Genomic DNA, 13,796 nt, shown 5'->3' with positions numbered 1-13,796 from the left:
CTCCTTTTATAAATAGTCCGCGTTTGGCAGCACTCTCTCAATGCGGATTGAAAGCAATTTCTGCCATTCTTCTATTGTCGGCCGCTCAGCCAGTTCGACGAATGTCACCTCGGCTCCTTCACGGCGCCATTGTTCAACTAATGTCATGATCCTCACAGAATCAAGTCCCCTATTCAGTAAGTCTTCATTATCTGCAATATCATCAGGCGATTCTTGAAGAAGCTCAGCAATTTGTGTTCGGATACTCTCGCAGGTAAATACATGTTTTTCAGCTTTTTCTGATGGCTTTTGAGCCGCAGAAGGCGTATGTTGCAGCTGATCAAGCAAGCTGTCGGTCATCAGCGTAAACGCACAGCGCCCAGCCGCATAATCAAGCGCCATTTTATGCTTGTCCCGAGAAAAGTCCGCAACTGCATCAGCAACAAAAAATGCTTCGATATCCTCCATAAACGCTTCACATGCTGTTACGAGACAGCCAATATGAGCATAAATCCCGGAGATGATCAGCTGATCGCGCCCCTGTTCACGCATGATCTCAAGCAGATTCGTTCTCTTAAATGCGCTGTATCTCCATTTTGTCAATACGAGATCATTGTCTTCCGGTGCAAGCTCGGCCACAATTTTTTCCTCGTAAGGACCGCTGCTTAATCCAGGTCCCCAAAAATCAGTCAGCAATGCCCGGTCCTCCGGATTTTGACTGCCTGGCTGCGCTGTGTAGACAACAGGTATCCCGAGCTGAACACATTGATCCTTCAGCTTGCGTATATTTGCTGAAAGCTCTGTTACCGGGGACGCTCCTGCTGTAAACGCGTCGGCAAAATAGTTTTGCATATCGTGTATTAAGAAGACTGCCCGATTTGGATCAGGCACCCATGATACTTTGTTTGTTGGCATATCAGACGCTGTCGGCATTTGATACGGCTGAATGGCAGGAATAGCCATTTGAACACTCCCTTTCAAATCGTTTCTATTTTTCCGAACCTGCAAGAAGTTTTTTGGCGATCGCTTCGCGAAGCGCCTTTTTGCTTACCTTTCCTACCCCTGTCTGCGGAAAGGACTCAACAAATTCGATCCGGTCTGGAATTTTATATGCTGCAAGCCCGCGTTCTCTTAGAAAAGCTTTGAGCTCTGCGGCTTTCGGTGCTTGATCTCGGGGAATAATGAAAACACATGATCTTTCACCAAGAAATTGGTCAGGCATTGAGACCATTGCCGCATCATGCACAGCCGGATGCGCCAGAAGATGATTTTCAACCTCTTCAGCCGCCACTTTTTCTCCGCCGCGGTTGATTTGATCCTTTGCCCGTCCTTCCACGACAACATAACCGTCGGGTGTCAGTCTCACTAGATCGCCAGTGCGGTAAAAACCGTCCTCGGTAAACGAAGCCGCATTGTGCTCATCAGCCTTATAGTATCCCCGGATCGTATACGGTCCCCGTGTCAGCAGGTGCCCCGTTTCACCAGGTTTCACGTCACGGTCCTGGTCATCCCACACACGTATTTCATCATAAGAAGACATCGGCTTACCTTGGGTATTAACAATAACTTCCTCCGGGTCATCAAGCCTTGTATAATTAACGAGTCCTTCTGCCATTCCGAAGACCTGCTGCAAGGTGCAGCCGAATACAGATTTCACTTTGCGCGCGGCTTCAGCGCTGAATTTCGCGCCGCCTACCTGCAGCACTTGAAGGCTTGATAAATCATCATCTCGTGAGGCAGCAGCGTCCATCCATACCATTGCAAGCGGCGGGACAAGAGCTGTTATTGTCACCTGTTCCCGTTCAATCAAAGGGAACGAGTCGTCCGGACTCGGAGAAGGAGATAAAACCACTTTTCCTCCAGCGTATAATACGCCTAGCACGCCGGGTGAGCTCAGCGGGTAATTGTGCGCCATCGGCAATGCGGCCAAGTACACAGTGCTGTGATCAAGCCAGCAAACCTCCGCACTCATCCGCAGGCTGTATATATAATCATCGTGGGTTCGCGGTATCAGTTTCGATAAGCCGGTGCTTCCGCCAGAAAGCTGGAGAAACGCCACATCCGAAGATTTTACTTCAGGCAGCTCACCAGGTTCTGTATGCAATGCCTCAAGCGGCTGGAATTCCTCCGCCTCACCTGCGACAATGATGTGTTTCAAGGACGGCAGCTTGCTGTGAACCTGTCTGGCAAGTGTGCGGTAGTCAAATCCCGAATGAGAATCGGGGATGATATAAGCCTCCGCTTCAGCAAACTCGCAAAAATATGTAATCTCACTGCTTCGATGAGAGGGCAGCGCAAAGACCGGGAGCGCTCCCAGCCGAAAAAGCGCAAAGATGACTTCGAAAAACTCCGCGATATTCGGCAGCTGCACCACTACACGATCCATTTGTTTAATACCGAGCTTCTGCAATCCGGCTGCCAGACGGTCAGCCCTTGCGTCAAGCTCTTGATAGCTCCAATGGGTGTCCCCGCATGTAATCGCGATACGATCGCCATGTTTGGCAGCCCTGTCTCTTAACATGTCTCCAAAAGTCTCACCGGCCCAGCACCCGTTCTCCCGGTACTTTTCCGCAAACTCCTTGGGCCAAGGCGTAAATCCATTCAGCATGCTGTTTCCCTCCTGCATTGATTTCTGATCATATGTGATTGACACCCATTGCCCGAAGCATTGTCCGAAACTTTGCGGATGTCTCCTGGAGCTCGTCCTCTGCTTTTGATCCGGCTACAACACCTGCACCTGCAAAAAGACGAAGTGAACGTTCTTCAGCCTCTGCACAGCGAATCGTAACGATCCATTCGCCATCGCCTGCATCGTCACACCAGCCCACCATGCCGGTGAAGAAACCGCGGTCAAAAGGTTCAATTTCCCGGATGGCTTCTCTTGCAAGGTCAGTCGGTGTTCCGCAGACTGCCGGCGTAGGATGAAGCGCGGCGGCGAGTTCCAGCGCGGTTACAGTCGGGTCAGAAAGCTCTCCTTTAATGACACTGGACAAATGCCACATCGTCTCAGTTTGGATCAGCGAAGGCTTTTCCGGAACGTCCAGCGTCCGGCAAAAAGGCCGCAGCCCGGCGGCAACCGCATCAGCCACAACAGCATGCTCATGAAGATCCTTTGCGGAGGAAAGCAATTCATCGGCCCGGCGCTGGTCCTCAACAGGATCATCACTGCGAGGTCTAGAGCCCGCTAACGGATTGGATACCACCTGATTTCCCATTCTCGAAACGAGAAGCTCCGGACTTGCTCCGAGTAATGTCCGATGGGAAGATGAATCATCTTGGCCGGATACATCAGCTGCAAAAGTATAACCGTGTGTATTATGCCGCGCCAGATGATGAAGCAGTTCACCCGTAAGTATCGCTTCAGATGATGTCAGGTGCAGCGATCTGGACAGGACAATTTTGCTGAGTGTGCCGTCAGCAATGCTTGCCAATCCTTGTTCTACACCTTTTTTATAGTCTTCCGGTGCAGGAACAGGCTGTATTTGATATGTATGTTCCGGCTGCTGTTCGATGTTGGCACGATCGAATTGAAGCGGTCCCGACCACCGTACCTCCTCCGGAACGACAAGCCGGGGCGATTTCAAATGATCAAATGGAACAGCTCCCACAACAACCGGACGGCTTTGCCCCGATTGCTTCGCTTTGTTAAGCGCCTCAGCAATGCGGCCGGGTAAGGTTTCTAATTGGTTTTGGCCGTCTGCATCCGGCACGGTTTCACTTATTCCTTTTCCAAGCAGCACACGGTGAGGGGAAGCCAGGAAAAAAGCGCCCGGCTGATAATCATGAAGCAAATGCTCCGCCTTTGTTTCAGATATAACGTTTTGTTCCAACATCTTCATAAACCTCCTTTGAGTTAAGTTATACGCCTAATGTCGCGCCGCCATCTACACATAAATTGTGCATCGTAATATGGCCTGCCTGCTCAGAAACCAAAAAGAGCACGGCATCCGCAATATCCGAAGGCTTGGCCAGTTTTTTGAGCGGAATTCCCGTTTTAAATGTATCAAGCGATCCTTTGATGACTTGCTCTGCTCCATTTTCATCAGCCCATAAGGACCACTGCATGTCTGTTTCCGTTGACCCGGGAGAAACAATATTGCAGCGAATGTTGTATTCTGCAAGCTCAAGGCCAAGGCACTTTGTAAACATCACGGCCGCTGCCTTTGATGAGGCGTATGCCGCCATAGATGTCCTTGGCACACCGGCTGCATTTGATCCTACTGTTACAATCGAACCGGATCTGCGGTTCATCATATATTTGCTGACTGAGCGCGACGCGTTAAAAACACCAGTCGAATTCACTGAGAAAGTGGCCTCCCATTCCTCATCACTGAGAGAATGAATCAGCCCTGGCCGAAGCACACCCGCTACGTTCACCAATATGTCAATTGGGCCCATGTCACGTTCGATTCGAGCCGTGATATCGTCGATCGCCGCACTGTCTCTCACATCCGCCTGAAAGGCTTCGGCATGACACCCCTCAGCTTTGAGGCTGTTCACGACTTTTTCAAGCTTTTCTGGATTGTAATCAACCGCAGCAATGTGCGCCCCCTGACCGGCAAGCGTCCGCGCAACAGCTTCACCTATTCCTTGGGCGGCCCCTGTAATCAATGCGATCTTGCCTTCTATACCTCTTACATTCATTTCATCATTTCCTTTCTTCGCTTGTAACGCCAAAAATGACATTTTGCGAAAAAGACTGCTTCACCTTACCATTAATCGCAATTAATTGATAATGATTATCATTATCAATTATAAAAATAATCATATCCACATGTCATCCGACAGTCAAATATAATTTTTGTGACAAATATGGGAGCTGAGAAATTCTCAGCTCATTGAAATGTGCGGGCCGTCAGGGTGAAGCGCGAAACGCAATGCCCTGCTGACCAAAACAGGAAGAACCGAAATATGTCCTTCTCCTGAAAACTCGCAAAATTCTGTCCGTACGCCTTGTTCAGCCAAAGCGGACAGCCGCTCGTAAAGCTCCTTCGCGTTATCGTTCATTCGGCATTTATGATGCTTTTCCAATTCTCCTGCCGCAAGCAGAAGATTGACAGGCTGACCGTTTTTCTTTAAACAGGAAGCGAAACGCTCAGTTTCCTTTTCAATAAATGGTTTATTCCAATGAATGGACGGACTGCCCGCGATATACGTTTGGAATGCATCCGGTTTCGTTAAGAGCACCTGCAAAACGAAGAGCCCGCCAAGAGAGTGGCCAAAGATCGTTTGTCTGTTTCTGTCAATCTTATAATCTTGTTCAATCTCCGGTTTGAGATCCTCTTCAATAAATCTTAAAAAGTCCCCCGCTCCGCCATGCGCCGGCCATTCTTTGCCGTCAGGCCTTACCGGCAGCTCCGAGTAAGACGTAGGCATTGTAAAATCCCGGTGGCGCGCAGAAGAAAACGGTTCTGTTGTGTCATAGCCAATACCGACAATCACAGCGGGAATCACCCCTGTTTTCTCAGGGCGGCGCCCCTGCACTCGAACAGCTTCCGACATTGTACCGAAGATCGAATTGGCATCGAGCAGATAAATAACCGGATAACCAGAAGGCGGCGGCTCTGTGCTCGGTTTTGAGATAAAGATCTGATAGCCGCGGCTGTCATTGCGTGAAGACATTTTACGCACTTCCGTTCCCGGAATGGTAAATGCATTGTAGGTCCCGCCTTTAGCCCCATCTGTTTTTTTCATGCAGTACGACATTCCTCTCCTTAAAACTGGCCGCATTTATGATAATGATTTTCACTATCAACTAGACAACTCAAATAATAGGTTTTCTGGCAAACAAAGTCAACTTTTTCCTTAATAAAAAAGGCACCTTATCTAAATAAGGTACCTGACGACTAGCAATATGGAAATAAAACCCTGAAAAAGATGCTGATTATCCTACGTTCACTAGAACCTTAATCCCATGTAAATCTCTGATTCTGCCAAGGGTCGCCTCTCATATGATAGCCGTTCTGCTCCCAAAAACCAGGATGATTTTCTTTCGTAAATTGGATGCCGCGCAGCCACTTAGCGCTTTTCCAAAAATACAAATGAGGAAACACCCCTCGCAGCGGGAATCCGTGTTCAGGCGTTAAAGGTTCGCCGTTATGCGCATAAGCGAGCAGTGATGTTTCAGCCAAAAAGTCATCGAGCGGCAGATTTGTCGTCCAACCCTCTTCCGCGTGTAAAATGACATAGCCCGCCTCTTCTTTTACACCGGCTTTCTTCGCAATATCCCGTGTCCTTACCCCCTGCCAAACGTTATCAAGCCGCGACCAGCCTGTCACGCAATGAATGTCATTTTCTGATTCGCACTGAGGAAAGGCTTTTATATCTTCAAAGCTTAAAAGCATCGGGTGATCAACCAATCCGTACACTTGCAGATTCCACTTCGTCATATCCTCATAATACGGAACGTTCCCCGTATGAAGCACAGGAAACGAAGTCGTCACATTTTGATTGGGCGGCACTCTTCCTGACTGACCTGCCTGTTTTATTTTTCCGAAATACATGCAAATCCTCCTTTTGTTAACCCTAATTATATTTATGTTGACAATCATTCAGATCTTTATTACTCTATCATTGTGTATGTAAACCTAAGGGGGAACAACGATGAAACAACATAAACTTCGTGCGGGTGATATGGCGCTGATCGGCATGTTCGCCGCACTTATGGCTGTCGGCGCCAACATTACATCAGTCGCGCCCTTTTTGCAAGTTGCCGGCATTCCGCTGTCGATGCAGCCGTTTTTCTGCCTCTTGGCGGCTTTGCTTCTCGGCAGCAAACGCGCTGCTATCGCAATGCTTGTATATGCGCTTGTCGGATTGGCAGGGGCACCAGTGTTCGCTCAGTTTTCCGCGGGCTTCGCACCATTTGCAGGTAAAAGCGGCGGCTTCATTATCTCATACATTCCTGCAGCATTTGCAGCTGGATGGTTATTAGAACGCAAAATCCAGCCAAGTAAAATCCGTTTTCTGGTTGCTTCTCTTATCGGAACGGCCATTATGTATATCATCGGCACCACCTATATGTATCTTGCGCTGAATCTGTGGATTCATACACCGGTGAGCTACGGCACGGTTTGGGGCTTTATGACTTGGTTTATGGTAAAAGACACAGCGCTGGCTGTGCTGCTGACATTTATCGCACCTGCGATCTACCGCTCTATTCATAAAGCAACCGGCTTTAACAGACATCAAATATCGTCCACTTAAAAATCGTTCCGATGGACGGTTATTTGAAATGATAAACGAAAAAAGGCTCTCCCGTTAAGGAGAGCCTTTTTTCTATAAGACAAGCGCCGCAATCCAGCCAAAAATAACAAGCGGAATGTTATAAAAGATAAATGTCGGCACACAAGTGTCCCAAATGTGGTGATGCTGTCCGTCCGCACTCAGACCCGAAGTCGGGCCAAGTGTACTATCGCTGGCAGGTGAACCGGCGTCGCCAAGCGCGGCAGCCGCTCCGATAATCGCAATCGTTGCCATCGGGCTGAATCCGAGTTGCATACATAGAGGCACAAAGATCGTTGTGATCACCGGAATCGTTGCAAAAGATGAGCCTATTCCCATTGTAATCAGCAAGCCGACAATCAGCATCAGCAATGCACCCAGTGACTGACTGTGCCCGATAATACCAGCTGATGTTTTGACCAATGACTCGACATCTCCGGTTTTTGTCAATACATTTGAGAAACCGGCTGCCACAAGCATAACAAATCCGATAAAGGCCATTAATACCATACCGTCAGTAATCAATGAATCCGCTTCGTCACGTTTCATTACACCGCTGACAAACAGGATAATCAGGCCGGCCAGCGCCCCCATAATCATCCCTTCCACTCCCAAGGTCTGCGATAAATAAAGCTGGACGCCGAGTGACACTACAATGGCGAGAACCGCGATTCCCAGACTTTTTTTCGTATATGGAGATGCTTTTACACCTGAGATTTCTTTTGTTTCATACACTTTTGGTTTACGAAAAACAATTACTGATAAAATCAAACCGACAACCATGCCTGCGACCGGTATGATCAGCGCGTACGGGATATCGCCAAGCGGAACGTTTAAACCCGCATCGGCCATGTTGTCCTTCAGCATGCCTTGGAAAATCTGGCCGAAGCCGACAGGCAGCAAAATATAAGGAGCCGTTAAGCCGAACGTAATCACACACGCAATCAGCCTGCGGTCCATTTCAAGCTCATTAAAGATTTTCAAAAGCGGCGGTATCAGCACAGGAATAAATGCGATGTGAACCGGTACCACGTTTTGTGAAAAACAAGCTACGATTAAAATAATCAGTACGATAAGCACTTTAGACAGTGCCTTTTTTCGAGTATCTTCTTTGTTTCCAATTAATTTTACAGAAGCTTCCACCATAGCATCCGGAAGACCTGTTTTCGTTAAAGCCGCCGCAAACGCACCAAGCATAGCGTAGCTGACTGCAACGGTGGCATTTCCGCCGAGCCCTTCTGTAAAGGCTTTAACCGTTTCACCCAGGCCGAGTCCTCCTGTTAAGCCGCCGGCCAAAGCACCTATGATTAAAGCAATAACTATATTGACACGCAGAAGGCTTAAGACAAGCATAAGCAGCACTGCGATTACGACTGCATTCATGATACCCCTCCAAAAATCCTTTAGTTTGCTAATGTAGTAGATAAATAAAGTACGAACGTATCGTATCATATTCATGACACTTTAGTCAACTAAAGATTTTGGAGAAAAAAAACCTGCCGCGAAATCGCAGCAGGGCTATATTTATTATGCTTTTGCGTCTTCTTCCGCTGTGAATCTTTCTGCCAGCGTAGCCAGTGTTCTTGCCATGACGCCGGTTGCACCGGACGGACCGAAGCAGTTTGCTTTACTTGAAGTTGCTGTGCCTGCAATATCAAGATGGACCCAAGGAGTCGTTTCAGCAAACTCACCAAGAAACGTTCCTGCCATAATAGCATGGCCTTCCCGTCCCGGTGAATTGTTTAAATCCGCCACTTGGCTGTTTTTCACACGTTTTTTATCCTTTTCTGTAATCGGCAGCTGCCAGATGGCCTCACCGCACTCTTCCGCAGCTTCAGCCACCCGCTGATAAAAGCTCTCGTTATTTGTCATGGCGCCGGTTGTTTCTGTGCCCAATGCCACAACAACACCGCCGGTGAGCGTTGCCACATCAACAAGAACAGACGCGCCATGCTGTTTCGCATATGTAAGGCCGTCTGCAAGCACAAGCCTTCCTTCTGCATCCGTGTTAAGGATTTCAATCGTTTTTCCGCTTAATGACACGATGACATCGTCAGGCTTCATCGCCCCGCCTGAAATCATGTTGTCGGTTGACGGAATGACAGCCAGCACATTTTGCTCCGGACGAAGCTCGCCGATCGTTTCCATTGCGCCAAGGACCGCTGCCGCTCCTCCCATATCGGATTTCATGCCGACAATTCCTGTTTTCGTTTTAATAGAGTAACCGCCTGTGTCAAAGGTAATTCCTTTTCCGACAAGTCCGATAACGTTTTCCCATTCCTTTTTGCCCTGATATTTCAAGACAATCATTTTGGGCGGTTCGGCAGAGCCTTGGTTTACCGCAAGGATTCCGCCCATGCCGAGCTCTTCCATATCCGATTTCTCCAATATTTCACACTCAAAATCATACTTCGCCGCAAGCTCGGACGCATAAGAAGCCAAGTCAGTTGCTGTCAGCATATTTCCCGGCATATTAACAAGCGTTCTCGCCGAATTTGTGCCCTGCCCGTATGCCCGGCCGACAAGAAGACCGGCCTGCACTTCTTGTGTATCTTCATCTGTGACGGCATAGATGGATTCAAGCTGTTTATCCGGTTCATTTGATTTGTGCTTATAATCCTGCACCTCATAAGAAGCAAGCAGGCAGCTCTCAGCCAATGCGTGAGCGGCATCCGCTGCGGGAATTTCTTCACAAATAAATGTGTCAAGCAGTACGGCAGCCTCTTGTTTTCTGTCTTTATGAATGGCTTGAAAAACATGGGCAAAGCATTCCTTCACCTCTTCAAATGAATAATTCGCCTCTCTTCCCAAACCGACGAAATAAATACGTTTCATACCAGCGGAGGACGGAGGGAATACTTTTGATACTTGATTCCGTTTGGCAGAGACATCACCGTCTTTCAGAAGCTGAGTCAGATGGCCTTCCAGTTTTTCATCAATTTCCTTTGCTTTGCCTGTCAGCTGGCTTTTTTGAAAAAGTCCGACCACTAGGGTTTCAGTATGCTCTAATTGTTGAACCGCATAAAACATAAGGCTTACACTCCTAACGTAATGGGTATTTGTAATGAACAATGGTATAATAGGAAAAACATTCTTTCCTTCAATTTATTTTATCAAACAACAGACAAAGACCTGCTTTTTTCTTTTGTAACACGAAAGATTTTCATATAGAAAGGATGTCGCCTATGGAACTTTTTATGAATTTTCCTTTATTATCAAGCCTTGCTGCCATCATCTTTGCACAAGTCATTAAAGTGCCGATACAATTTATCGTATCCAGAAAACTGGACTGGTCGCTGGTGACAAGCACAGGCGGCATGCCGAGTTCCCACTCCGCAGCTGTTACGGCGCTCTCTACAGGCGTAGCCTTAGAGCATGGATTAGGTTCCTCTCTCTTTGCGGTTTCAGCCATTTTCGCCGTTATTACCATGTTTGACGCAACCGGCGTCAGACGTCATGCCGGCGAGCAGGCAACAGTCATTAATAAACTTGTGATTGATTTTAACCGTTTTGTGAATGAAGCAAAAGATTTTCCGAAAGCCGAAGAGAAAGAAAAACAAAAAAAGCTGAAAGAGCTTCTCGGCCATCAGCCAATCGAGGTCTTTTTTGGCGGATTGACAGGAATTTTATTAACACTGGCACTGGCATACTTTTTTCTGTAAAAAAATAACGCTTCAGCCGTAGCTGGAGCGTTTTATTCTTTCACTGTTTTGTATTGATTTCTGAACACCTGCAATGATTTTGTTTCATTAAGCTTTACCAGTTCATCCTCAGTGACTTTTCCGGTCCCCTTCTTAATCACATACACGTCCAGGGTTTTTTTGCCCCATTCATTGTAGACATCATGAACGGTTTCAAAGTACAAATCAATGCGGTTTCCCTTGATGGCCGATCCTGTGTCCGCAACGACGCCCAAACCGTAGTTCGGGATAAATAAAATGGTGCCGATCGGAAAAACGGATGGATCGGCGGCAACCGTAGAGTATAAATCTCTTTTCACTTTAACACCTGAATATGTAAGCCCGTATAATGGATCACCAGGTTTTTTACCCGTCGATTCGACTCCCGCTGTATAGCCTGTAGCCGTTACTTTTTGCGCCGGATACTGGTTCCAGTCAAAGGCTTCTTCCAATGGTTTGTCTTTTGCTTTGGCTGCAGCGGACATCGTTTTTTCGTTTTTCTGCTGCAATGCTTTTAATGTCAGCCCTGTATTCTTCGAGTGCTTCTCATTATTTTCTTGCACCCATTTTGATAAGTCCTTCGCCTCTACTCCTGATATGGCTAAATATGTCGTGGCAAACGCGAGCAGAAATAAACAGGCCATCAGCAAACGTCTGATCATTTTCAACATTATTCACCTCTCCTCCGAATCATTGTTCCCAAATAGCGTGAGCAATATTCAAAACGGTGAATGCGCTGAAAGCACAAAAAAAGCTTTCTTTAGAAAGAAAGCGGCATTAAAACATCTGATATCCTCTTTTTCTGAGCATGTTGATCGCTATGCCTGAGACAATGGCGCCGGCCAGACCGCTTGCTAAAATCAATACATCTGCAGCAGCTAACGATACGACTCTCTGAAACAGACTGGCAAAGGATTCGCCTGGCGATTGGATATAGCTGATCAGCTTTTCCTTGCTGATTATAAAAAGGCATACAATCGGATAAATCACAGCCATAATCCAGGACATTCTCAGCAGCATGTTTAATAAGAAACCGATTCCAAAAAACAAAACAAAAAATAAAACAATTGAGATGATAGCGACTGGCAGACTAATCAAAACCCCACCCCCTGCGTTACTTTTAGTGTACCGCGGGGGCTTTTAAAAAGTCAATGGCTGGAAAATGAATGACTGTCTTTACCTGTCCCCTGACATGACGGACAAGTTTCTGAACCGCCGAGGATTAATTGAAAATACCCTTTCCCTGAGCAAAACGGGCATGCCTGTGAAGCGGTTGTCGTTGCGGTTTTCATCTTAGCATCACCTTTTTCTTAATTTTCAGATAATAGTACCATACCAAGCTGTCAATGATAAAGTCAGATCATGTGACAAATCTTTCGATGTAAGCGGAAACATTTTTATTTTCCTCTTGTTCTCTTTTTATTTTGGCGTTTTTTAATAAAACAAAACCCGCGGAGAGCGGGTTTTTAGAAAAACTTAAACTTGCCTTTTTTCAGTGTGAGTCCGAGTCCGCCGATTAAAAACAGCGAACGGTTATCGATGACTTTTTTCATAAAAGAAGCCGGCGTCCCTTTCAGTTTTCTTCCGTACACGACTCCGACCGCATTATGCTCGCCTAGAGAAGCCACCGTTCCTTTTATATCAGGTTTGAATTCTTCAAGCTCGCCGCCCTTAATGAGTTTTGCAATGTTTTTAGCGACCGTAGTCCCTTGCTGCATCGCGATTTGGGCGGTCGGCGGATAAGGACGGTCAGTGTCTTCATTGATAAACAGTGAGCTGTCGCCGAGAATAAAGACGTTGTCATGTCCGGGCGCGCGAAGATCAGGATTGACTTTCACCCGGCCGCGCATATTTTCAAAGCCGGCTTCTTCCACAATCGGATGTCCGCGGACACCTGCCGCCCACACCACCGTTTGCGATTTGATTTGCTCGGGCTCCTCATCTTTTTTGCCGACTGTGACTCCTTCTGCGGTACACTCTTGAACCGCCGTTCCGATTTTAAACTCAACGCCATTCTCCTCAAGATAGTGAACAGCATAATCGACAAGCTCGGGATCAAAGCCCGGTAATACGGTCTGCGCTGCTTCTACGCAGATAATGCGTACAAGGCTTCTGTCAACGTCATACTCCTTGCAGAGCTCCGGCACGCGGGCAGCCAGTTCGCCAAGAAATTCAATACCCGTAAACCCGGCTCCCCCGACAACGATTGTTAACCTGTCCGGCCTTTTTTCAGCTTCGATGTTGTAAGTCGCAAATTGCAGCTCAATATGTTCCCGAAGCACACGGGATGTATTGATATTGGCGATCGGAAACGCAAATTCTTTTAAGCCTTTAATGCCGAACGTTTCAGGTACCGCTCCGAGGCCGATAACTAAATAATCGTACTGCAGCTCTCCATTGGCAAGCACAACTTTCTTCTCGTCTGTTTTGATTGCCTTCACGGTATCCTGTACAAAATTGACACGTGACTGGTTGATTACATCTTTTATCTGATAACGGCAGCGGTCATGATGGAGCGTACCGGCGCTCGCTTCGTGCATCCATGTCGTTTCGTAATGATAATTGTGTTTATTCACAAGCGTAATATCAGCATCATTCGGACCGACATGCTTCGTCAGCCTTGTCACTGTCATCAATCCGCCATAACCTGCACCTAAAATCACGATTTTGGGCTTATTCAATGCCATCACATCCACCTTCTCTTTTTTTTGCTGTTAGACGCATATAAAAATCATCATTTGTGTTATCTTCAGCTTATTGGCAGGATTTTATGAAATATATTGAAAAGTTTTTTGTGAAGTCCACACCCATAGCACTACTATCATGTGTATCCGGCTGGTTCATGAAACATTCAGAAAAAAGATGAATTCATGTTTTTCTTATCGTATCGGCCCGCGGGCATATGATCAAGAA

At 47.1% G+C, this 13,796-nt stretch carries 14 protein-coding genes; 2 read left to right on the top strand and 12 right to left on the bottom strand.

All coding sequences use genetic code 11. From position 1 onward, the window contains the following. Positions 1–6: 6 nt before the first annotated feature. The 6 genes from M1D69_RS05150 to M1D69_RS05125 all read right to left on the bottom strand — a co-directional run bounded on the left by M1D69_RS05150 (position 7) and on the right by M1D69_RS05125 (position 6,482). Complete coding sequence (locus tag M1D69_RS05150; protein ID WP_458104363.1) at positions 7–942, bottom strand: isochorismatase family protein; 936 nt, start codon at positions 940–942, stop codon at positions 7–9. 25 nt (positions 943–967) lie between these two features. Further along, positions 968–2,587, bottom strand: a complete 1,620-nt coding sequence (locus M1D69_RS05145) for a (2,3-dihydroxybenzoyl)adenylate synthase (RefSeq protein ID WP_458104364.1) — start codon at positions 2,585–2,587, stop codon at positions 968–970. Positions 2,588–2,615: 28 nt separating this feature from the next. After that, on the bottom strand, positions 2,616–3,812 hold the full coding sequence (dhbC, locus tag M1D69_RS05140; protein ID WP_458104365.1) for an isochorismate synthase DhbC: 1,197 nt from the start codon (positions 3,810–3,812) through the stop codon (positions 2,616–2,618). A gap of 25 nt (positions 3,813–3,837) precedes the next feature. After that, the gene (locus M1D69_RS05135) at positions 3,838–4,623 is read right to left on the bottom strand and encodes a 2,3-dihydro-2,3-dihydroxybenzoate dehydrogenase (protein ID WP_458104366.1); all 786 of its coding nucleotides are present in this window, start codon (positions 4,621–4,623) and stop codon (positions 3,838–3,840) included. A 186-nt stretch (positions 4,624–4,809) separates the two neighbouring features. Next, positions 4,810–5,673 (bottom strand): ferri-bacillibactin esterase BesA, encoded by an 864-nt coding sequence (gene besA / locus M1D69_RS05130; protein ID WP_458104367.1) that lies wholly within the window; start codon positions 5,671–5,673, stop codon positions 4,810–4,812. 212 nt (positions 5,674–5,885) lie between these two features. Next, positions 5,886–6,482 carry a sulfite oxidase-like oxidoreductase gene (locus M1D69_RS05125; protein WP_458104368.1) on the bottom strand — a complete coding sequence of 199 codons (597 nt, stop codon included), beginning with the start codon at positions 6,480–6,482 and terminating at the stop codon, positions 5,886–5,888. Positions 6,483–6,582: 100 nt separating this feature from the next. On the opposite strand from M1D69_RS05125, the gene M1D69_RS05120 reads away from it, so the two are divergent. Further along, positions 6,583–7,185, top strand: coding sequence for a biotin transporter BioY (locus M1D69_RS05120; protein WP_458104369.1), 603 nt, complete (start codon positions 6,583–6,585; stop codon positions 7,183–7,185). A 72-nt stretch (positions 7,186–7,257) separates the two neighbouring features. On the opposite strand, the gene M1D69_RS05115 is transcribed toward M1D69_RS05120, so the two are convergent. Both M1D69_RS05115 and M1D69_RS05110 read right to left on the bottom strand, forming a co-directional pair. After that, positions 7,258–8,586: a Na+/H+ antiporter family protein gene (locus tag M1D69_RS05115; RefSeq protein ID WP_458104370.1), complete on the bottom strand. Its 1,329-nt coding sequence runs from the start codon at positions 8,584–8,586 to the stop codon at positions 7,258–7,260. A 144-nt stretch (positions 8,587–8,730) separates the two neighbouring features. Beyond that, positions 8,731–10,233, bottom strand: coding sequence for a leucyl aminopeptidase (locus M1D69_RS05110; protein ID WP_458104371.1), 1,503 nt, complete (start codon positions 10,231–10,233; stop codon positions 8,731–8,733). A gap of 155 nt (positions 10,234–10,388) precedes the next feature. Here M1D69_RS05110 and M1D69_RS05105 point away from each other — a divergent pair, with 155 nt between their 5' ends. Further along, a complete protein-coding gene (locus tag M1D69_RS05105) occupies positions 10,389–10,865 on the top strand; it encodes a divergent PAP2 family protein (RefSeq protein ID WP_044158979.1) in 477 nt (158 codons plus the stop codon). A gap of 32 nt (positions 10,866–10,897) precedes the next feature. Here M1D69_RS05105 and M1D69_RS05100 read toward each other — a convergent pair whose 3' ends face one another. The 4 genes from M1D69_RS05100 to M1D69_RS05085 form a co-directional block, all read right to left on the bottom strand. Continuing rightward, complete coding sequence (locus M1D69_RS05100) at positions 10,898–11,557, bottom strand: 3D domain-containing protein (protein ID WP_081638361.1); 660 nt, start codon at positions 11,555–11,557, stop codon at positions 10,898–10,900. 103 nt (positions 11,558–11,660) lie between these two features. Next, positions 11,661–11,981, bottom strand: a complete 321-nt coding sequence (locus tag M1D69_RS05095) for a YuiB family protein (protein ID WP_458104372.1) — start codon at positions 11,979–11,981, stop codon at positions 11,661–11,663. Between the two features lie 50 nt (positions 11,982–12,031). Further along, positions 12,032–12,175, bottom strand: coding sequence for a YuiA family protein (locus M1D69_RS05090; protein WP_458104373.1), 144 nt, complete (start codon positions 12,173–12,175; stop codon positions 12,032–12,034). 174 nt (positions 12,176–12,349) lie between these two features. Further along, complete coding sequence (locus tag M1D69_RS05085) at positions 12,350–13,570, bottom strand: NAD(P)/FAD-dependent oxidoreductase (RefSeq protein ID WP_458104374.1); 1,221 nt, start codon at positions 13,568–13,570, stop codon at positions 12,350–12,352. Positions 13,571–13,796: the final 226 nt, after the last annotated feature.

The organism is Bacillus sp. PK3-037, from assembly GCF_054161355.1.
The sequence above is the reverse complement of the archived record's forward strand: the minus strand, read 5'-3'. Positions and strand labels throughout refer to the sequence as shown.

Bases quoted from the DNA above. Each gene is read 5' to 3' on its own strand.
- besA (WP_458104367.1), bottom strand. From the start codon at position 5,673: ATGAAAAAAACAGATGGGGCTAAAGGCGGGACCTACAATGCATTTACC.
- M1D69_RS05135 (WP_458104366.1), bottom strand. From the start codon at position 4,623: ATGAATGTAAGAGGTATAGAAGGCAAGATCGCATTGATTACAGGGGCC.
- M1D69_RS05150 (WP_458104363.1), bottom strand. From the start codon at position 942: ATGGCTATTCCTGCCATTCAGCCGTATCAAATGCCGACAGCGTCTGAT.
- M1D69_RS05085 (WP_458104374.1), bottom strand. From the start codon at position 13,570: ATGGCATTGAATAAGCCCAAAATCGTGATTTTAGGTGCAGGTTATGGC.
- M1D69_RS05120 (WP_458104369.1), top strand. From the start codon at position 6,583: ATGAAACAACATAAACTTCGTGCGGGTGATATGGCGCTGATCGGCATG.
- M1D69_RS05105 (WP_044158979.1), top strand. From the start codon at position 10,389: ATGGAACTTTTTATGAATTTTCCTTTATTATCAAGCCTTGCTGCCATC.
- dhbC (WP_458104365.1), bottom strand. From the start codon at position 3,812: ATGTTGGAACAAAACGTTATATCTGAAACAAAGGCGGAGCATTTGCTT.
- M1D69_RS05090 (WP_458104373.1), bottom strand. From the start codon at position 12,175: ATGAAAACCGCAACGACAACCGCTTCACAGGCATGCCCGTTTTGCTCA.
- M1D69_RS05115 (WP_458104370.1), bottom strand. From the start codon at position 8,586: ATGAATGCAGTCGTAATCGCAGTGCTGCTTATGCTTGTCTTAAGCCTT.
- M1D69_RS05110 (WP_458104371.1), bottom strand. From the start codon at position 10,233: ATGTTTTATGCGGTTCAACAATTAGAGCATACTGAAACCCTAGTGGTC.
- M1D69_RS05125 (WP_458104368.1), bottom strand. From the start codon at position 6,482: ATGTATTTCGGAAAAATAAAACAGGCAGGTCAGTCAGGAAGAGTGCCG.
- M1D69_RS05145 (WP_458104364.1), bottom strand. From the start codon at position 2,587: ATGCTGAATGGATTTACGCCTTGGCCCAAGGAGTTTGCGGAAAAGTAC.